Source organism: Acidovorax sp. Leaf73 (genome assembly GCF_916855635.1).
Taxonomy (GTDB): domain Bacteria; phylum Pseudomonadota; class Gammaproteobacteria; order Burkholderiales; family Burkholderiaceae_C; genus Acidovorax; species Acidovorax facilis.
Window position 1 is genome coordinate 665,880 of the sequence record NZ_CAKASI010000001.1, and the last position, 19,392, is coordinate 685,271.

13 protein-coding genes are annotated in these 19,392 nt (G+C 66.7%); 5 read left to right on the forward strand and 8 right to left on the reverse strand.

Annotated elements, in window-relative coordinates:
• Positions 1–58: 58 nt before the first annotated feature.
• Positions 59–595: a disulfide bond formation protein B gene (locus LPA35_RS03215; RefSeq protein ID WP_199731376.1), complete on the forward strand. Its 537-nt coding sequence runs from the start codon at positions 59–61 to the stop codon at positions 593–595.
• 133 nt (positions 596–728) lie between these two features.
• Here LPA35_RS03215 and LPA35_RS03220 read toward each other — a convergent pair whose 3' ends face one another.
• Genes LPA35_RS03220 through LPA35_RS03230 form a run of 3 tightly spaced genes read right to left on the reverse strand, consistent with a single transcriptional unit; the run spans position 729 to position 3,650 of the window.
• Positions 729–1,937: a GGDEF domain-containing protein gene (locus tag LPA35_RS03220; protein WP_228895948.1), complete on the reverse strand. Its 1,209-nt coding sequence runs from the start codon at positions 1,935–1,937 to the stop codon at positions 729–731.
• A gap of 1 nt (position 1,938) precedes the next feature.
• Positions 1,939–2,601, reverse strand: coding sequence for a glutathione S-transferase (locus tag LPA35_RS03225; RefSeq protein ID WP_228895950.1), 663 nt, complete (start codon positions 2,599–2,601; stop codon positions 1,939–1,941).
• A gap of 47 nt (positions 2,602–2,648) precedes the next feature.
• Positions 2,649–3,650: a rhodanese-related sulfurtransferase gene (locus LPA35_RS03230; protein ID WP_228895012.1), complete on the reverse strand. Its 1,002-nt coding sequence runs from the start codon at positions 3,648–3,650 to the stop codon at positions 2,649–2,651.
• Positions 3,651–3,742: 92 nt separating this feature from the next.
• On the opposite strand from LPA35_RS03230, the gene LPA35_RS03235 reads away from it, so the two are divergent.
• Positions 3,743–5,374 carry an HD family phosphohydrolase gene (locus tag LPA35_RS03235; protein ID WP_228895014.1) on the forward strand — a complete coding sequence of 544 codons (1,632 nt, stop codon included), beginning with the start codon at positions 3,743–3,745 and terminating at the stop codon, positions 5,372–5,374.
• Positions 5,375–5,449: 75 nt separating this feature from the next.
• Here the strand turns inward: LPA35_RS03235 and LPA35_RS03240 are convergent, their stop codons facing one another.
• Both LPA35_RS03240 and LPA35_RS03245 read right to left on the reverse strand, forming a co-directional pair.
• Positions 5,450–7,444 (reverse strand): histidine kinase, encoded by a 1,995-nt coding sequence (locus tag LPA35_RS03240; protein ID WP_228895018.1) that lies wholly within the window; start codon positions 7,442–7,444, stop codon positions 5,450–5,452.
• On the reverse strand, positions 7,431–8,147 hold the full coding sequence (locus tag LPA35_RS03245; protein WP_228895020.1) for a DNA-binding response regulator: 717 nt from the start codon (positions 8,145–8,147) through the stop codon (positions 7,431–7,433). Before LPA35_RS03245 ends, LPA35_RS03240 begins: the two co-directional genes overlap by 14 nt.
• Before the next feature lie 168 nt (positions 8,148–8,315).
• Here LPA35_RS03245 and LPA35_RS03250 point away from each other — a divergent pair, with 168 nt between their 5' ends.
• Positions 8,316–11,165 carry an IPTL-CTERM sorting domain-containing protein gene (locus LPA35_RS03250; RefSeq protein ID WP_228895022.1) on the forward strand — a complete coding sequence of 950 codons (2,850 nt, stop codon included), beginning with the start codon at positions 8,316–8,318 and terminating at the stop codon, positions 11,163–11,165.
• Between the two features lie 90 nt (positions 11,166–11,255).
• A complete protein-coding gene (locus LPA35_RS03255) occupies positions 11,256–14,009 on the forward strand; it encodes an IPTL-CTERM sorting domain-containing protein (RefSeq protein WP_228895024.1) in 2,754 nt (917 codons plus the stop codon).
• Positions 14,010–14,058: 49 nt separating this feature from the next.
• Here LPA35_RS03255 and LPA35_RS03260 read toward each other — a convergent pair whose 3' ends face one another.
• Positions 14,059–14,928: a LysR family transcriptional regulator gene (locus LPA35_RS03260; RefSeq protein ID WP_055397480.1), complete on the reverse strand. Its 870-nt coding sequence runs from the start codon at positions 14,926–14,928 to the stop codon at positions 14,059–14,061.
• Positions 14,929–15,024: 96 nt separating this feature from the next.
• Between LPA35_RS03260 and bla the strand changes: the two genes are divergently transcribed.
• Positions 15,025–15,939: a class A beta-lactamase gene (gene bla, locus LPA35_RS03265; RefSeq protein ID WP_370641337.1), complete on the forward strand. Its 915-nt coding sequence runs from the start codon at positions 15,025–15,027 to the stop codon at positions 15,937–15,939.
• On the opposite strand, the gene argA is transcribed toward bla, so the two are convergent.
• Together argA and LPA35_RS03275 are read right to left on the reverse strand one after the other, a co-directional pair.
• A complete protein-coding gene (gene argA, locus LPA35_RS03270) occupies positions 15,926–17,272 on the reverse strand; it encodes an amino-acid N-acetyltransferase (RefSeq protein WP_055397476.1) in 1,347 nt (448 codons plus the stop codon). The genes bla and argA overlap by 14 nt on opposite strands.
• 83 nt (positions 17,273–17,355) lie before the next feature.
• Positions 17,356–19,386 carry an AAA family ATPase gene (locus LPA35_RS03275; RefSeq protein WP_228895029.1) on the reverse strand — a complete coding sequence of 677 codons (2,031 nt, stop codon included), beginning with the start codon at positions 19,384–19,386 and terminating at the stop codon, positions 17,356–17,358.
• Positions 19,387–19,392 lie beyond the last annotated feature (6 nt).

A 19,392-nucleotide genomic window follows, 5' to 3' on the forward strand; every position in this document is an offset into this window, starting at 1 on the left:
CGCGCCCGTTTCGGAGGCGGCACCGTTTGCAATGGCTATTGGATGAGGGATAAGAATGATGGTGTTGAACTGGATCGATCAGGCCCCGCGCCGCGTGCTGGCACTGATCAGCGTGGCTTGTGTGGCGATGCTGGCTTTTGGCATGTACCTGCAGCATGTGGTGGGCCTGGAGCCTTGTCCCATGTGCATCGTGCAGCGCTATGCTCTCATTGGTGTAGCAATCTTCACAGGTCTGGCAAGCGCTAGGGGCTCAAAAGGCTGGTGGATGGGCTGGGGCGCGCTGGCCCTGATCGCATCCGGCTTCGGCGCCTTCGTGGCGGCCCGCCAGAGCTGGCTGCAGTGGTACCCACCCGAAGTCGCCACCTGCGGCCGCGACTTCTACGGCATGATCGAAAACTATCCCATCAGCCGCGCTATCCCCATGATCTTCCGGGGCTCCGGTGACTGCGCTGCGATTGACTGGACGTTCCTGGGTGGCTCGATAGCCAACTGGTCGTTTGTGTGTTTTGTGGGGTTTGCGGTGGTGCTGCTGGCGCTGTTGGTGCGCGGGTTCACCAGCGGCAATCGTCGGGGTTCCGGTTACTCGATGGCTTGATGCGCCGGGGTCGGCTCGCTTGTCGTAGCCCGTAACTTGCATCAGAAAAAAAGGCGCTCCTTGTGAGCGTCATTTTTTTTGCGTTGGCATGGCAGGTCTTCACGCTGAGAATCCAGGTTTCGGGAGCATTCGATCAGGTAGTCGCAGAGGCGCCAGCACCTGGCAATGGTGCGATATCAGCGAATGCATGGGCCTTCTCGATCCGGTTGCGCCCAGCTGCCTTGCCCTGGTAAAGCGCGACATCGGCAGCCCGCAGGGCCTTCTCCAAGGCGTGGCCGTTGGCGAACCGGGGTGACACACCAATGGTGACGGTGCAGTGCAGCGGTTTGTCGTGGCCGCTCACGTGAATGGCCTGTTCTTCGACCGCTGCGCGCAGTCGTTCTGCCAACTGCACGACGCCGACATCATCACTGTCGAGGCAGACAGCCACAAACTCTTCTCCTCCTATGCGGCCCGTCAGGTCGCCTCGGCGCACGGTGGTGCGCAGCACATCTGCAACATGGCGCAGCACGGTGTCGCCAGCCTGGTGTCCGTAGGTGTCGTTGATGCGTTTGAAGTGGTCCACGTCCAGCAGCAGCAAGTAAGCGGGCGCGACGTTGTGGAGGTTGAAGTGTTGCTCCAGCGCTTCTGAAAGCCCCCGGCGATTGAGCAGTTGCGTCATGGGATCGCGCGCCGCCATCTGGCTCAGATCATCGGTCAGGCGCCGGAACACCAGCCAAATCATGAAGGGTGGCACCACCGTCGCCAGGGACGACATATAGATGTAGAACACCATCTGAAAGCTGCTGTCCATGTGCAGCACTTCCAGTCCGCCCTGGAGTAGCCTTATGAACTTGATTGCGTTCAGAATGCAGATGCCACTGATCAGGAGCGCGAAAAATGCCATTTCGCGGTACAGGTGCTTGGCGAATGTGCGAACACCATAGAGTGCCGCGAGCGTCATGACCAGGAACAGCAGCGCAGACATCCCGGACAGCATGGCGTAGCGGGCGACCGGCCCCAAGCTCCACTGAATCAGTGCCTGTGCGGCGGAGTAGGCGAGCACAAATGCCGCCAGCGGCCGCCACAGCGGCGCGGGAAATCCAAAGAACCGCATGACCCCGAGGCCATAGGTGATCGGGGCCGCCAGGGTGAGGGTGTGGTTGACCACGCTCATCATGCTCCAGGCCGGGCCGCCTTCCACCAACTGCAGCACATAGGCAAGCCCCAGCAGCAAGTTGCCCATGGCAAAAAAATCCATGCCCATCTTCTTGCCCTGCAAGCGCTTGCTGATGAGCAAAAACATCACCGCGAAGCACAGCAGGTGAGCACACAGCATGCCGACGAGAACAGACCCCACCATGTCAGCGTCCTTCGGAGTCTGGCCGTGCGGTGGCGGCCCCAGGCGCGAGCCTCTTTGCCGGACGCGCAAACAGCACACCCTCTGTCCCATCCACCCATGCGGGTAGCTTGTGCATCACGCTGGCCAAACGATCGCTGGCCTGCCACTGCGCCAGCCAGGCTTGCAGGCGGGGCCAGGGCTGTGCGGCCCACCAATCGGCATCAATGCCTGCAAACTGCCGTACAAAAGGCGCAATCGCCATATCGGCCAGGGCCGCATGGGTGCCGAACAGATAGGGCTGGTCCGGCCAGAGACGCGCCTCCAGCCCCCCCAGCCAGGCCACGGCGCGGGCGCGTTCTGCGCCGATGTCGGCATCGGGGTAGCGGCTGGGATATTTGCACCGGTCCAGCGCCTGCTTGAACGGGCCATCGCATTCGGCAATTAGCGCCAGCATGTCCTGCAGATTGCCGTGGCTGGGGATGAGCCAGCCCTCGGGGTCGTGCTGCACCAGCGCCCACAGCATGATCTCCAGGCTCTGCTCCAGCACCTGGCCACTCGGCAGCACCAGCACGGGCACAGTGCCCTTGGGGGAGGCGTGCAGCAGGCCCTGTGGCTTGTTGCGCAACACCACCTCGCGCAGTTCGCAGGCCTGGCCACTGACAGCCAGCGCCAGCCGGGCGCGCATGGCGTAGGGGCAGCGACGAAAGGAATAGAGGACGGGCAGGGCAGCGCTCACGCGGAGTCGTCCTCGCGATCATTTTTGTCGTCGCTGGAGCTGAATCGCGCTCGGTTGCCCGGTTGCCGCGCGCCGATATGCGCTTGCCCGCGCTGATCCGCCAGGTCCATCTGGCGTTGCCGCTCTGCCAGCGCGCGTTCCTGCTCGGGTGTGCGCGTGCCGTGGCAATACGGGCAGCTCACGCCGCGCACGTAATGCTGCGACTGCAGCTCGGCCTCGCCCAGTGGCATGCGGCAAGAGCGGCACAGTTGGTGGTGCCCCGGAGCCAGGCCGTGGCCCACCGACACACGTTCGTCAAACACGAAGCAGTCGCCATGCCACAGGCTGTCTTCTTCGGGCACGGTTTCCAGGTATTTGAGGATGCCGCCTTCCAAGTGGTACACCTCGTCAAAGCCCTGCGATTTGAGGTAGGCGGTGGATTTCTCGCACCGTATGCCGCCCGTGCAGAACATGGCCACGCGCGGGTTACCCGCCAGCACGCCGCCGGGCTGCGACTGCTGCGCCACCCAGGCCGGGAACTCGGCAAAGCTCTTGGTGTGGGGGTTGATGGCGCGTTCAAACGTGCCGATACCCACTTCGTAGTCGTTGCGCGTGTCCACCACCACCACGCTGGGGTCGTCGATGAGTGCGTTCCAGTTCTCGGGCTTCACATAGGTGCCCGCGTTGCGAGCCGGGTTCAGGCCTGGCACGCCCAGGGTCACGATCTCGCGCTTGAGGCGCACGCGCATGCGGTAGAACGGTTGGCGGTCGGTGGGGGCTTCTTTGTGCTGCAGGTTCGCAAAGCGGGCATCGCTGCGCAGCCAGGTGAGCACCGCCAGCACATCGGCGGGTGCGCCCGCAATGGTGCCGTTGATGCCCTCGGGCGCCAGCAGCAGCATGCCGCGCACGCCGCGCTCGTCGCACACGGTCTGCAGGGGCGCGCGCAGTGTGGCGCAGTCGGGCAGATCGACAAACTGGTAAAGCGCAACAGTGAGAAAGCGGGGTGTGACCGAGTCCACGAAATGGGGGAGAGAGCGGAAAAGAAGGGGTGATGATAGCGGTCACTTTTCGTTACGATGCAGGCGTCTCCAACATGCGCCCAAGGTGTTTTATGGCCCAGGAACCCTCCCTCAACCTGTTTCGCCGCCTGGAGCAGCTCAACGGTATTGGGGCTGCGCTCTCCCGCGAGCGCAACATCGACCGCCTGCTGGAGAACATTCTGGAGGCTGCCAAGGCCATCACGGGCGCGGACGGCGGAACGCTCTACAGCGTGACGGAGGACGGGAAGTCGCTCAAGTTCGAGATACTGCGCACCGACTCGCTGGACATTCGCCTCGGTGGCACCACGGGCAAGCCCATTGATTTTCCGCACCTGCCGCTGCGCAACACAGATGGCAGCCCCAACGATTCGCTGGTGGCCGCGTATGCCGCCATCCACGACCGCACGGTGAACATTGCCGATGCGTACAGCGCCGAGGGCTTTGATTTTTCAGGCACCCGCAGTTTCGATGCGCGCACGGGGTACCGCTCGCAGTCGTTTCTGACCGTGCCGATGAAGAATCACGACCATGAACTGATCGGCGTGCTGCAGCTCATCAACGCGCGGCACTGGGAGACCGGCGAGGTCACCACATTCTCCGAGGCCGACCAGGGCCTGGCCGAGTCGCTGGCCTCGCAGGCTGCCATTGCCCTCACCAACCGCTTGCTCATCACACAGCTGGAGCGCCTGTTCGAGTCGTTCGTGAACCTGATCAACCTGGCCATTGACGAAAAGTCGCCCTACACCGGTGGCCATTGCCAGCGGGTGCCCGCCCTTACCATGATGCTGGCCGAGGCGGTGAATGCCACCAATCAGGGGCCACTGGCGGGCTTTCGCATGAGTGACCGGGACCGCTACGAACTCAAGATGGCCGGCCTGCTGCACGACTGCGGCAAGATCACCACGCCCGTGCACGTGGTGGACAAGGCCACCAAGCTGCAGACCCTGTACGACCGCATTGGGCTGGTGGACACGCGGTTTGAAGTCTTGAAGCGCGATGCCGAGCTGGCCGCACTGCGCCGCCAGCTGGCGCTGCGCCCGGTGGTGGATGCGCGTGCCGAGGGGCAGGAGCTGCAAGCCCTGCAGCACGAAATCCACACACTGGAAGAAGACCGCGAGTTTCTGCGCCGCTGTAATACCGGCACCGAGGCCATGCGCCCCGAGGACCAGCAGCGCGTACGTGACATCGCCGCCATGCGGCACTGGCGCAACCCGCAGGGGGTGCAGACAAGCTTCCTTACGGCCGAGGAGGTGGAGAACCTCACCATCCGATCCGGCACCCTGAACCAGGCCGAGCGCGACACCATCAATTACCACATCGTTGCCACCATCAAGATGCTGGAGACGCTGCCCTGGCCACGGCACCTCAAGAACGTGCCGGAGTATGCGGGCGGCCACCACGAACGCATGGACGGCAAGGGCTACCCGCGCGGCCTTACACGTGACCAGATGTCGCTACAGGCCCGCATGATGGGCATTGCCGACATCTTCGAGGCGCTGACAGCGGCTGATCGGCCCTACAAGAACGGTATGACCTTGTCAGAGGCGATTGCCATCATGTGCAGGATGCGCGACAACGGGCACATCGACCCGGACCTGTTCGAGGTGTTTGTGCGTGAGGGGGTGTACCTGCGCTACGCGCGCGACTTTCTGGAGCCCGGGCAGATGGACGTGGTGGACATCGCGGCGCTCGGCTTCTCCTGACTGAAATGCTACTGAGTGGATCGCTGCCAAGCCCAGTGCACTGGCCACTGACCGGGTTCGCAGGGTCGAGATGCCTCATGGCTTGTGCAGCGGCAGCCACAGCGTGAAGCGCGAACCGCAGCCCTTCCCCAGCGCCCCCCAGGTGTCCCACGAACACTGCGCGCCCAGCGCCAGTGCGCGGCTACGCACGTTGGCCAGGCCCCTGCGCGCGGGCGGTAGCGCATCGGGTGGGGGCGCGGTGAAGGGGGTGCCGTTGTCCTGCACGCACACCTGCACGCCGGGCACACCTCCGCGCACCGATTCAGCGGTGCCGAGCGTGATCTCCATCGCGCCGCTGTGCTTGAGGATGTTGGTCAGCACCTCCTGCAGGATGCGCAGCACATGCAGCGCGCTCTGCGAATCGAGCCAGGGCAGGGGCGGCACATCGTCCACCTGCCAGCGCAACGCCAGGCCAGCGCCCTCTAGACGGGGGCCCAGCCGGAAGCGCAGGCGCGCAAGCAGGGCCAGCAGGTCGGCGTCCACAGGCTCCAGCGAGTCGATGGACAGCTTCAGGTCGTCGATGCACTCGCGCAGCACCGGCGCCACGTCCAGGCGCGCGGCGGGCTCGTTCTCCACCAGCCGCAGCGCGCTCATCAGTGACGAGCCCACGCCGTCGTGCATCTCGCGCATCAGGCGCTGGCGCTCTTGGAGCAGCGTCTGTTCGCGCTCGGCGGCGCGCAGCCGCTCGTGGGTTTCGCGCAGTTGCTGTTCTTGCGCGGCCAGGCGCTCGGCCTGCACGGCATTGGCCAGCTCGGCCGCGCCCAGCGCGCGCTGGTAGCGCGTGAAGGCCACCCACAGGAACATGGTGAGCACGCCCATGTAGGCATAGGGGGTGAGGTAAATGTGCTCGATGCTGATGAGATACCGCTGCATCGCCAGGTCATGGAACGCCATCGGAAACGACAGCGCCACGGCGCCGCACAGTAGAACGTTGGCCCCCGTGCGGTGCGTCCACGCGCCGCGCGCCGCCACATACAGCACCACCACCCCCGGCGGGAACAGCGCCAGGCGCAGCAGCGGAAGCATCGCCTCGTGCCTGAGCCCCCACAACGGCAGCGCTGCAGCCGCCACCAGCCAGCAGTAGGCCATCAGCGCCCGTGCCAGCCGGGGCCTGTGCCAGCCCTGCATCTGCCGCAGCAGCAAGAAGGAACACACCGAGGAGCCCAGTGACCCCACCAGCGTGAGCCAGGAGAACCAGGCGTCGGGCACGGCCAGGCCTTCCTCGTCCACCAGATAGAACAGCGTCGCCAGCAGGTGCGCCACCGACAACAGGAAGAACAGCAAGTAGCCTGCTTCCTCGCGCCCCTCGCCATGGCCCCGCGCCCGCCGCATCAGCCACACCATCAGCGCCAGCACGCCCAGCACCAGGTAGGCGCCCCGCAGGTAGGTCACCAGGCCGGTCTGCAGCAGCTCGCGCAGCCGCCAGGCTGGCCGCAGCGCCTCAGCCGGTCCGGCCCACACCGAGGACAGCGCCCCGCCCACGCCCGGCAGGCTGGCCATGCGCACGTGCAGCTGCGGCGCTGCACCCGCTTGGTCTAGGCCCTTCAGATCCAGCCATACCGGGCGGTTGAAGCCGTTCCACACGCGGCTGCCGCGCGTCTGCCATGCAAGGCGTCCGTTGGCATACACGGCCACCGTGCCCACCGTCTGCCAGCGCGGGATGTACAGGCGCATACCCTGCGGAGTGCCGTGCGGCAGCGCGTTGGCGGGCACGCGCAGGCGGTACCACTGCACTTCGGGCGGCGCGCTGGCCTGCTCGGCGCTGGACGCGGTGCTGCGCGGGCGAGCATGGGGCAGGGCCACGGCGGCCCAGGGCGTCGCGGCGTCCAGCACCGCATCGCCGGATGCGTGCAGCGAAGGCGGTGGCGCCCAGTCGCCGCTGGGCGAAGACCAGGTCTCGGCCTGCAACAGGTGCACGGCCTCTGCGGCGTGCGTGCACGGCACCAGCATCATCACCAGCAGCAGCACCAACGGCATTGCCAGCAGCCGCCAACGCCGCAGCACCCGGCGCGCCGCCTCAGTCGGCCGCATGGATCCAGCCCTGGCGCGCTGCGGCGCTCACGGCCTCGGCCTGCGTGGTGACCTGCAGCTTGGCATATACGCGTCGCACAAAGGTGCGCACGGTGTGGCGCGAGACGCCCATTGCGCGGGCGACCTCGTCCAGCGTATGGCCGCGCGCCACCAGGCGCAGCAGTTCGGCCTCGCGCGCGGACGGGGGTGCGCTTGCGCCCAGGCCTGCGCCCGGCGGCGGGGGCGGCGCCGCCGCCAGCGCGGGCTGCGTCTGGCGCAGCAGCAACAGCTTGCGCGCCACCATGGGGTTGATGGGGCTGCCGCCTGCGTGCAGGCTGCGCACTTCGTCCACCACGGCGGTGGCGGGCAAGTCTTTGAGCAAATAGCCCATGGCACCGGCGGCGATGGCATCCAGCACGTGCACCTCGTCGCCGAAGATGGTGCTGACCATGGCCGCCGCCTGCGGCCAGCGTGCCCGCAGCGCGGCCAGCACGTCCAGCCCGCTGCCGTCGGGCAGGCCCAGGTCGAGCAGCAGCACGTCCAGCGGCGCGGCGTCGTCCTGCGCCAGCGCGGCCATGGCCTCGGTGCGGCTGGAGGCCGTCCACGCCAGGCGCATGTCGCTGGCGCCTTGCAGCGCGTGGGCCAGGGCGGTGCGGCAGGCGGCGTCGTCCTCGACCACGGCGACGCGAACGGGGGTGGAGGCAATGGAAGAAGGCGGTGGCATGCACCGATGCTGCCACAGCCGCTGGGCACGGGCATGTCGCCCAAAAGGGGGACATACGAAACCGCCCCCTGTCCCTAGCATCCGGGTCACGCGCTGGCTTTGCTGGATTTTTTGCTATTGAAGTTATAGCTGTCAGCGCTTGATCAGAAAGCGCTAGAGGCTAAAAATATGCTCAAAAATGTCCTTCACACCCCGCTCATGCACCGGGCCTGGTTGCGCGCGCGCAGCGCGGTGGCGCTGGGCGCGCTGGCCATGGTGCTGCTGCTGCAGGCCTGCAGCGTGGCCCAGCCGTCGTGGATCGAGGCGCCCCTGGTGGCCGACGGAAGCACCACCGGCGCGGGCTATGCGCCCCACGGCACCAGCCTGCCAGTGAGCGAGGGGGCCAGCGCGCAGTTGAAGTTCTCTTATGCCACCTTGCCAGACGGTGCGCTGACCAAGTTGAATGTGGACACCGACAACACGGTTGCCACCGTAGGCCATGACAGCTATACGCTCGACGCCGGCAAGGTGGTGCGCGCACGGCTGGTGCTGTATGTCGACAAGGTGACCACCCCGGGCTACATCGCCATCTTCGGTGCCTACCAGGCCGGGGGCGCAGACTGCTTTGCGCACGAGGGCACGGCTCCCGCCTGCGACCTGCAACTGGCCAGCGCCGTCGGTGGGCGTGCCACCGATGCGGACCGGCCGACGCAGCCTTTGCGCATTACCGAGCGCGGCTTCTACAGCTTCGACGTGACCGAGCTCGTCAAGCACCGGCTGGCGCAGGGTGTGGAATCGATGCTGCGCGTGGAAGCCGCGCAGGACACCGATGGTTCCTACGGCAGCTTCGAGTTCGCCAGCCGCGAGCAGCCGGTGGGCCAGGCGCGCGTGCTGCACCAGGCGCAATTGCTGATCACGCTGGAGGGTCTGGCGGGCATCAGCAGCAGACCCTATGCCTCCACCAGCGTGCGCCAGTCGTCCACCGACCCGACCGTCGCCGCGCAGGACTTCCGGCAGGACGAAAACCTGTGGCTTGGCGGCGCGGCAGGGGACCGCGCCTATGCACTGTTGCAGCCGCAGCCGCTCGAAGTCGGCTTTCCGCTGCGCCAGGTGCTGTTCAGTACGGGTTCGATGGCAGGCAAGCAGTCGCTGGTCATGCATGTGAACGGGCCGGTGCTGGACCAGACCACGCCGCAGCCGCAGGTGCAGGTCTACGGGCGACGCAGGTTCAACGTGAGCGGTCAGGTGGTGCGATCGTGGAACGACGGCTGGGCGGAGCCGCCGGGCGCGGACCTCATCGCCACGGCGGCACTGGACCGCAGCGCGCCTCGCCAGACTGTGGTCGCCGATACCACCGATCGCTATATCGACACGCTGGCCAGCGCGTACAACGGCAACCGCAACCAGGACTTTGCGGCGGCCGTCACCACCAACGTGCAATCGCCGATAACGCTGGACAGCAGCCGCAACACCCGCACCGGGCATGCGCCGCGTTTCATCACCGTCATCAAACCTGAGAAGGACGTGTGGCGGTCACCCTTCGACTTCGACAAGGACGACAGCACACATGCATTGAGCCTGTGCCTGCAGTACACGGGCAGCGCGGGCACGTGCCACAGCGCGCTGTCGCTGCGCGCCCGCCTCGGGCAGCCGTTCACCAGCTCGGGCCGTGTCATTGTCATCGGGCCCTGGGCCGACACCGCAGCCGGCGGCCATGTACCCTATGCGGCAGACATCGACCTTGCTCTGCCCCAAAGCGGCGCCAGCGCCCAAGTGCCCGCCGACCTGGGCCCCCAGAGCCTGTCGGGCGACATGGCCAGCTACATTGGCTACGGCATTCACGAAGCCAGGGCCAACCGCGTGGTGGGCACGTACCGCGGCATCGTGAGCATGGCGGGGCACAACCTGCGCACCGCCATCGACTTCGAGAACCTGCCGCTGCCCTTGCCGTCGCTGAGCGGTCCGGCCCGTGTGGAGACGGCGCCTGGCACCACCGTGGTGGCGGTCGGTGCCGGTGCGCCGCAGCCCTTCGTGCTGGCCGTGGCCGACCCGGTGGGCCAGAACATCGACGACACCACGCGCTGGATCATCACCAGCAGCAACCCCGCCGACTCCCTACCCGGCGCCATTCAGCAAAGCGACGGCAGTGTGCCGTTCGCCGTCACGTTCTCGGGTGTGGGCCCGCGCACGCTGACCGTCACCAGCAGGGGCGACGCCGGCATCACCGCAACGTTCGCCGTCAACGTGCTGCATGGCGCGCAACTGGGCCAGTCCATCAGCTTCACCACAACACCTGCAGCGTTCGCCAAGGTGGGCGGGACCTATCTGGCGGCGGCCACGGGCGGCGGATCGGGTCTGCCGGTCACGTTCAGCCTCGACACGGCCGCATCCACACCGGGTGCCTGCACGGTGGCGGCAAACGGCGCGGTGGCCTTTACCGGCGCCGGTACATGCTCCATCCAGGCCGACCAGGCGGGCAACGCTGTCTACGCCGCAGCCGCCCAGGCGCGGCAGAGCTTCACGATCGGCTCCGCGAGCTTCAGTGGTCCGACAGTGCCCTCGAGCGGCGGGGGCAGCGCAGGGCCGGCCAGCGCCAGCCTGTCGGGCGGCGGCGAAACCTGCCAATTCGATACGACGGCCACCCGCTTCACTGCCGCCACAGCTGCCCCGCCGGGGCAGGGTGCACCGCAAGGCATGTTCGCCTTCCGGCTCGTGGGCTGCACGCCGGGGGCCACCGTGACCATCACCACCCATTGGCCACAGCCCGTCACCGTGTTCGCCAAGTACGGCAAGGCCGCGAGCAATGCTGTCAGCGCCAGTTTCTTTGCGCCGTCCAATCTGGTCATCAGCGGCAGCACCGTGCACTTTAGCGTGACCGACGGCCAGCTAGGCGACGACGACTGGACGGAGAACGGTGTCATTTTGGACCCGGTGATGCCGCTGGCTGCCGCGCACAACATCCCCACGTTGAGTGAATGGGCCCTGTTGCTGCTCACTTTGCTGGTGGGCGCCCTGGCGTGGCGCCAAGCCAGGTTCTAAGGAAAATTGCGCTTCAGCGCTTATCTGGTCTAATTAATAAGCTATCAAATAATGAGCAAAAACGTCTTGATTCGTTGGATGCGAATGGGAATGGCATCGCTGATGCTCTCTGCAGCGCCGCTGGCCTGGGCGGCCACTTGGCAGGTAAACCGGGTGGACGACCCCGCCAGCGGCAGCGCGGCCCGCTGCGCGCCCGGCAATGCGCAAACATGCAGCCTGCGCGATGCGATCGCGGCCGCGCAGCATGGCGACACCGTAGCGTTCGACGGCGCGGTGTTTGCGGCGCCGCAGGTGCTGGCGGTGGGCAGGCCGCTGGTCATTGCCCGCGCCATCACGCTGCGCGGCCCCGGCGCCAGCCTGCTCACCCTCGACGGCCAGAACGCGGTGCACCTGCTGGAGGTGAATGCTGGCACGGCCAGCGCGGGGGTGCCAGTGAGCGGACCGGTGCATATCAGCGGACTGGCGTTCGCCAACGGCACGACGGCGGTGGACGGTGGCGTAAACATGAACGGAAACTCCGGCTCGGTGGGCGGTATCGCCAATTGGGGCACGCTCACGCTGGACGACGTGAAGGTCACGGGCATGTGGGCGGGCAACGTAGGCGCGGGCATCGGCAACGGGCCCGCGGGCAGGCTCACGATCGTGCGCAGCGAGGTCAGCGGCAATTCCACCGGCTGGCGCGGCGGCGGTATCTACAACTCACCCAACGGCGTGATCACCATCGACCGCAGCACCATCGCCAACAACACGGTGCGTGAAGGCGAATTTGGGCACAGCGGGGGTGGTGTGGCGTCGTATGGTGCGCTCACCATCGACCGCAGCACCCTCTCCGGCAACCAGGTGTTCTCGTCCGCATGCCATGGCAACGTGTGCGGCGGCGGCGGCATCGCGGCATCGGCGCTGACGATCAGCAACAGCACCATCTCGGGCAACCGCGCCCACAGCACCGTGGGCGGGGACGGCGGGGGCATCGCTCTGGCCGTCTTCAACGGGACGATCACCGTGCGCAACTGCACGTTCGCGGGCAACCGCAGCGGCGCCAAAGGCGGCGCATTCCGCTCGTCGGACGACTTCAGCATCAGCAACAGCACCTTCACCGGCAACACCAGCGATGGCGATGGCGGCGCCATCAGCGTAGGCTGGATCGGCGGCGCGAGCGTGGCACGCATCGACAACAGCACCATCGTGAACAACGTGGCAGGGGGCTTGGGTGGCGGCATCCACATCCCATCCTCGGGCAGCACGGTGCCGGTCGTGCAGTTGTTCAATTCCATCGTGTCCGGCAACGCCATCCAGAGTTACCTGACGGACGTCTATGGCAGCGACGTGGCGGATGACGACCTGGCCGTCGACCACTGGAACGTGATCCGCGCCCCAGCCTCAGGCGTGGGTGGCCTCTACCTGCAACCGCTGGGCGACTATGGTGGCCCCACGCAGACCATGCCGCCGGGAGGCCCTGCCAGCAGAGCCTGGGCCGCCTCCCGCTATGCCGCAGGCGAGCCCGCAACCGACCAGCGCGGCGTGGCCCGGCCCGCCACAGTGGGCGCGGCCGTCGACGCCGGGGCGGTGCAGGTCAGCACGACGCTGCCATCCATCACCGAGCTGGACCCCGCCAAGGGGCCGCCCGCTGGGGGCTACGCGGTCACCGTCAGAGGCTTCAACCTGTCGGGCGGCACGCTGAACTTTGACGAGACCCCAGTCAGCGCCACCGGCTCGATCACCCATGCGGACGGTTCGATGAGCCTGACCGCAGCCGCGCCGCCCGGCACGGCGGGCAGCACCGTGCGCGTGCGCTACACCGTGGGGGCAAACGCCAGCCCCGACGTGCCGGAAGACGACTTCACCTACACGTCGCAGGCCATTAGCTTCACCACCATGCCGCCGAGCCCCGCAGTCGCGGGCAGCACTTACACCGTGGCGGCAACGGGCGGCGCGTCGGGCAACGCGGTGGTGTTCAGCACGGTGGGCCCTTGCACGGTGGCCGGCCAGGTGGTCAGCTTCAACGGCGCAGGCACCTGCACCATCTACGCCGACCAGGCGGGCGATGCGGTTTATCCCGCCGCGCCCCGCGTGTCGCAAAGCACAGCGGTGGTGCAGGCCGGCCAGGTGATCGCCTTCACCACCACGCCGCCCAGCCCCGCAGTGGCGGGCAGAACCTACACCGTGGCGGCCACGGGCGGCGCGTCCGGCAACCCCGTGGTGTTCACCACTGCGGGCGCTTGCACGGTGGCGGGCCAGGTGGTCAGCTTCAACGGCGCGGGTACTTGCACCATCTACGCCGACCAGGCAGGCAACGCCCACTACGCTGCCGCCGCGCGGCAGCAGCAAGCGTTTGCCATCGTGGCACTGCTCAAAACGTTCACTGGCACCACCTTGCCCGCCAGCGGCGCGGGCGGCCCGGCCAGCGCCAGCATTGGCAACGATGGCGGGGCGCTGTGCCAGTTCGATCCAGCCGCCACGGCCTTCGAGGCCGCCACGCCGCCTCCTGGCCGGGTGGCGCCGCAGGGCGCGTTCCGCTTCAGGCTGATCGGCTGCGACGCGGGTGCCACGGTGCGCGTGACCACCACCTGGCCGCAGCCGGTGGCGGACTTCGTCAAGCGCACCGGCAGCGGCCAGTTCATCGTGCCTGCGAGCGTGGGCCTGGGCAGCACCACCGTGGGCTTTGACGTGACCGATAACCAGCCTGGCGACGACGATGCTGCGCCCGGCGTGATCGCCGACCCGGTGATGCCGCTGGCCGCCGCCGCCCTGCAAGCGATCCCCGCGCTGTCCCCCTGGGCCCTGCTGCTGCTGGGAGTGATGGCCGGGGCGCTGGGCATGGTGGCGCAGCGGCGCAGGGCTTGATTGCTCCTCAATTAATAGCTGTTAACGCTTATGGGTAAAGCGATGAAGCCTATTTTTGTTTAGTTTTCTGAGCTGTGGCGAGCCAGCCGTGAAAGGCGTGCATGGCCGCCGTCACGGGCCGGGATTGCAGCCGTGTGAGCCAGTAGGCGCCCCGGCGCAGTTCCAGCGCGAACGGTCGCACCAGGCGGCCCTGGCGCAGTTCGCGTTCGAACATGCACGCCGGGAGCAGCGCGGCGCCCGCGCCCTGGGCCGCCGCTTCGGCCAGGGTGAGCGACGAGTCGAACACCGCGCCGCGCACAACGGGGCAGGGCACGCCGGCCGCCTCGAACCAGGCGGACCATTCGTCGGTGCGGTAGCTTCGCAGCAGGGGCTGGCGCGCCAGGTCTGATGGCACCCGCAGGCTGTTGGCCAGGGCCGGGGTGCACATTACAGACATGGGCGCGTCCATGATGCGTTCGGCATGTGTGCCGTGCCAGGCGCCGTCCCCAAAGCGGATCGCATAGTCCAGCCCTTCGCCCGCCATGTCCACCCGGTTGTTGTGCGTGAGCAGACGCAGGTCCACAAACGGGCAGGCCTGCTGAAAGTCGCGCAGTCGGGGCAGCAGCCAGCCCACGGCAAAGGTGCCCACGGCGCCCACGGTCAGCACTTCGCGCGGGCGGGTGTCGCCCAGTTTTTCCAGGGCACGCGCCAGGTTGGAGAACGATTCCGTCACCACCGGCAGCAGCGCCTGGCCTTCGTCCGTCAACGCCAGGCCACGCGGCAGGCGGCGGAACAGTGGCTTGCCCAGGCGCTCTTCGAGCTTGCGGATGTGCTGGCTGACCGCTGTCTGCGTGACGTGCAACTCCTGGGCCGCCCGCGTCAGGTTGAGGTGGCGCGCCGAGGCTTCGAACGCGCGCAAGGCATTGAGCGGGAGATGCATAAGTTTTTCTGGGGGCTGGCGGCAATTATTGTCGATGGTGCTTTGGGCTCAAGCTCTTTATCGTTCAGGCCTTGTCTTCACTCACCTCCAATTTTTATGCAAAGACGACAGTTTTCCTTGGGCTTGATGGCCGCTACCACCATGCCTCTTTGGGGTTGTGCGGCCGCCAGCAACGCAGCGAACCGCGACAAGACCACCCGCGAATGGAACGAGACCCTCGCCAGCATCGAACGCACTGCCCAAGGCCGCTTGGGCGTGGCCATGCTGGACACCGGCTCGGGCCTGGCGCTGGGCTGGCGGCAGGACGAGCGCTTTGCAATGGCCAGCACCTTCAAGGCGGTGCTGGCGGGCTGGATGCTGGCGCTGGTGGACCAGGGCAAGGAGTGGCTGGATGCCCGCGTGCACTACGCTGCAGGCGATGTGGTGGCGTATTCACCGGTTAGCGGCCCCCGTGCGGGCGATGGGGGCGGGTTGACGGTCGGCGAGCTGTGTTCTGCCGCCGTGAGCCTGAGCGACAACACCGCCGCCAACGTGCTGCTGGCGCGCCACGGCGGTCCGGCGGGGTTCACGGCCTTTGTGCGATCACTGGGCGACAGCATCACACGGCTAGACCGCACCGAGCCCACGTTGAACGAAGCCAAGGTGGGCGACCCGCGCGACACGACCACGCCGCAGGCCATGCTGCAGACCCTGCAAAAGCTGGTGCTGGGCGATGTACTCACGCCCCCGTCGCGCGCCTGGCTGCAGCGCTGGCTGGTAGAGACGAGCACGGGCGACAAGCGCCTGCGCGCGGGTGTGCCGGGCTGGAAGGTGGGGGACAAGACGGGCACTGCCAGTGACAGCGGCACGGCCAATGATGTGGCGGTGATGTGGCCTCCGGCTGGAGGCGCTCCGGTGCTGGTGACGTGTTATCTCACGCGGTCTACCGCCAAGCCCGAGCAGCGAGATGCGGCGATTGCGCAGGTAGCGCGGGCCGTGGCGGCGGCGCGCGAGACGTTCAGAGCTTCTTGACCAGCACCTGGCTGCGCCGGTCCCAGTTGTACTTGCGCTTGCGCGCATCGGGCAGCCAGTCCGGGTCCACGGGCTGGAATCCGCGCTTGATGAACCAGTGCATGGTGCGGGTGGTGAGCACAAAGATACTGTCCAGCCCTTGCAGCCGCGCGCGTTGCTCGATGCGCTTGAGCAGCTTTTCTCCATCGCCCGTGCCCTGGCTTTGCGGTGACACCGTCACGGCGGCCATCTCGGCCGTCTTGGCCTCGGGGTAGGGGTAGAGCGCTGCGCAGCCAAAGATCACTCCATCGTGCTCGATGATGGTGTAGGTGGCAATGTCGCGTTCGATCTCGGTGCGGTCGCGCTTGACCAGCGTGCCGTCTTTCTCAAACGGCTCGATGAGCTGAAGGATGCCGCCCACGTCGTCAATCGTGGCCTCGCGCAGCTCTTCCAGCTTTTCGTCAATGACCATGGTGCCGATGCCATCGTGCACATACACCTCCAGCAACAGTGATCCATCCACCGCAAACGGCAGGATGTGGCTGCGCTCCACGCCCGCCTTGCAGGCCTTCACGCAGTGCTGCAGATAAAAGCCCGTGTCGGTGGGCTGTTGTGCGGGCGGCAGCTGGGCCAGCAGGGCCTGCGCGGCGGCCAGGGGCAGCTCCGTGTCGATGGGGTTGTCGTCGCTTTCGGGCTCGGTGGGCGACATGCGGATGCCCTGCACCTCGGTCAAGAAGATCAGCTTGTCAGCCCGCAGCTCAATGGCCACGCTGGTGGCCACTTCTTCCATGCTCAGGTTGAAAGCCTCGCCCGTGGGCGAGAAGCCAAACGGCGACAGCAGCACCAGTGCGCCCATGTCCAGCGTGCGCTGGATGCCTGCCACATCCACCTTGCGCACCAGGCCCGAGTGCTGAAAATCCACCCCATCCACGATGCCCACGGGCCGCGCGGTCAGGAAGTTGCCCGAGATCACCCGCACGGTGGCGCCCGCCATGGGCGTGTTGGGCAGCCCCTGGCTGAAGGCGGCCTCGATTTCATAACGCAACTGGCCCGCAGCCTCCTGCGCGCAATCGAGCGCCACCGAGTCAGTGATGCGGATGCCATGCGAATACTTGGCTGCATGGCCCTTGGCGGCCAGCTGTTCGTTCACCTGTGGACGAAAACCGTGTACCAGAACAATCTTTACGCCCATGGCCTGGATCAGTGCCAGGTCTTGCGCAATGCTGTGCAGCTTGCCGGCCGCAATGGCCTCACCCGTGAGCCCGATCACAAACGTCTGGTTGCGGAACTTGTGGATGTAAGGCGCCACCGAGCGGAACCAGGGTACGAAGGTGAAGTTGAAAACGGCGGACATGGCAGTGGAGAGCGGTGGGTGGCCTTGGAGCTACGGAAAAACTGGCAATGAAAGGCAGCTGAGCAGGGCCGCCAAGTCGCGCATCATAAGCATGCAGGGCTTTCGCTGTCTGGGGCAGTTGCAGCCTGGCCCCCGGTTTGTTGCCGAAACGCCGCCAGCCGGGCCGCAAAGGGCTCCAGGATCAGAGCTTCGTCAGGCCCCGTGTGGGCTGCCACCGCAATGGCCACGCTACTTTGGGCCATCAGCGCCTGCATCTCGGGCTGGGCGATCATGCCGTGGTCCAGCAGGGCCTCTACCAGGCGGGTGAGGGCACCCCGGTACTGGCCCAGCAGGGCGCTGGCGCGCTGGTATTGGGACTGCAGCAGTTCCTCGATGGCGGCGTTGCTGGGTTCCACGTCGGTGTTGAGGTGGTTGTCCAGCTCCACCGTGACGTCGGTGCGGGACAGCCGCGTGCCAAACCCATGGTGGCGAATGAACCGCGCAGCCTCGGCCGTGACCTGCTTGTAGTCCTGCTCCGCGCCGGTCGTGCAGGCCATTTCACCAAACACCAGCTCCTCGGCCACGCGGCCCGCCAGACCCACGCACATCATGTCGAGCGCGTTCTGCCGCGTGGTGACCTTCAGACCCGCAAAGCTGTTGTAGCCGCCCTCGAACGAGGCGATGTTGATCTTCACCTCCTGCGGGGCCTGGCCGAACAGCAGGCAGTAGACCAGCCCGTGGCCTGCTTCGTGCACGGCCAGCAGGGCGCGGAAGTCGGCATTGGCGCGCTGCTTGAGGCGGTTGAGCTCCAGCGTCACCGCAAACTGCGCCTGCTGCTCATTGCCTTGGGCGCCAGCGCCACGCACCACCAGATGGCGCTTGTCGTCCGCCAGCGTGATGCCAAAGTCCTGCGCCAGGGGCAGCTGCTGCTCCAGCACCCAGAGCGCGGCGTTGACCAAATTGGCGCTCAGGATGGCATGCACCGACGAGAACAGCGGCCGCGTGCCCTGGGCCGGGAACACCGCGTTGGCATACAGCTCATCGCGCACGTCCTGCCCGATGGCAAAGCGCACGCCGCACTGGGCGGCAATGTCGTCGCAATACCGCGCACACAGGTTGCGGATGAGCTGCTCGTAGGTGGCCTTGTTGAACGAGGGGTAGATCACATGCTCGTTGCCCAGCCGGGCGATCTGCTCGGGCTTGAAGCGTTCGCTGAGCGCCTTCTTCACATCGATGAGGGAGAGCTTGCGCGTGAGGCGGTGGAAGATGTCGGCGTCGGTGTCGCAGTCTTCCACGCGCTGCGCGGTCTCGTGGTACATCTCGTCGAGGTTGCCGCAGACGAACACCAGCAGCTTGCTGTAGTCGGTCTCCCAGGAAGAAAGCGACTGCTGGAACCGTGTGAACAGGGCCTGCACCTGTGCGGGAGGCCACTGCATGATCTCGGCAAGTGGCTCTTGCAGCTTGAGCATGCGCTTGAGTTCCTGCGCGTCCCAGGCGTCGAGCTGAAAGCGGTAGGGCTTCTTGCCGGCGCGCTCCTCCTCGTTGTCGTCGGCGCGCTCGGCTTCGTAGTGCGCGTCGGCCAGCTTGCGCTCGATGTTGGTCAGGGCACTCAAAGCGGGCGGCAGGCGCCCGTCGGACAGCAGCGTCCATACATCCTGGTAGCGCTCCACCTTGACCTCCTCGCCCTTGGTGCTCACTGTGCGAAAGCGCTGGAACTCGTCCAGCACCAGCATGCCCGGTGCGCCCTCGTGGATGCCGGAGTCGCCCAGCATGCCCGAGATGGAAGAGCTGCGGTAGCTCGCGCCGTGGCTGAAGCCGTCCATCTGCACTTCGACAAAACGGTCGTAAAAGCCCAGCAGCTGCGCCAGGCGCCGCGTGAGCTGCGTCTTGCCCGTGCCCGTCAGGCCCCACAGGCAGACGATGACGGGGCGGGTGATGAGCTGGGGCAAAACGTACCAGGCTCGGATGGCATCGATCACGCGGTCGATCACGTCGTCGATGCCAAACAGCTCGGCCTTGAGCTGTGCTGCGGCATTTGCCAGCGCCTGCTGCCGCTCGGCCAGCAGCTCCCGGTGGGCAGCGCCCGGTGTGTGCCGCTCGCGCGGCGTGGTTTCTTGAAGGGTAGAAAGGTCCATGGTTTT

What these genes read in the sequence shown, in the direction of transcription:
- LPA35_RS03215 (WP_199731376.1), top strand. Translation starts at nt 59, where the DNA reads ATGGTGTTGAACTGGATCGATCAGGCCCCGCGCCGCGTGCTGGCACTG.
- LPA35_RS03220 (WP_228895948.1), bottom strand. Translation starts at nt 1,937, where the DNA reads ATGGTGGGGTCTGTTCTCGTCGGCATGCTGTGTGCTCACCTGCTGTGC.
- LPA35_RS03225 (WP_228895950.1), bottom strand. Translation starts at nt 2,601, where the DNA reads ATGCGCGCCCGGCTGGCGCTGGCTGTCAGTGGCCAGGCCTGCGAACTG.
- LPA35_RS03235 (WP_228895014.1), top strand. Translation starts at nt 3,743, where the DNA reads ATGGCCCAGGAACCCTCCCTCAACCTGTTTCGCCGCCTGGAGCAGCTC.
- LPA35_RS03240 (WP_228895018.1), bottom strand. Translation starts at nt 7,444, where the DNA reads ATGCGGCCGACTGAGGCGGCGCGCCGGGTGCTGCGGCGTTGGCGGCTG.
- LPA35_RS03245 (WP_228895020.1), bottom strand. Translation starts at nt 8,147, where the DNA reads ATGCCACCGCCTTCTTCCATTGCCTCCACCCCCGTTCGCGTCGCCGTG.
- LPA35_RS03250 (WP_228895022.1), top strand. Translation starts at nt 8,316, where the DNA reads ATGCTCAAAAATGTCCTTCACACCCCGCTCATGCACCGGGCCTGGTTG.
- LPA35_RS03255 (WP_228895024.1), top strand. Translation starts at nt 11,256, where the DNA reads ATGGCATCGCTGATGCTCTCTGCAGCGCCGCTGGCCTGGGCGGCCACT.
- LPA35_RS03260 (WP_055397480.1), bottom strand. Translation starts at nt 14,928, where the DNA reads ATGCATCTCCCGCTCAATGCCTTGCGCGCGTTCGAAGCCTCGGCGCGC.
- bla (WP_370641337.1), top strand. Translation starts at nt 15,025, where the DNA reads ATGCAAAGACGACAGTTTTCCTTGGGCTTGATGGCCGCTACCACCATG.
- argA (WP_055397476.1), bottom strand. Translation starts at nt 17,272, where the DNA reads ATGTCCGCCGTTTTCAACTTCACCTTCGTACCCTGGTTCCGCTCGGTG.
- LPA35_RS03275 (WP_228895029.1), bottom strand. Translation starts at nt 19,386, where the DNA reads ATGGACCTTTCTACCCTTCAAGAAACCACGCCGCGCGAGCGGCACACA.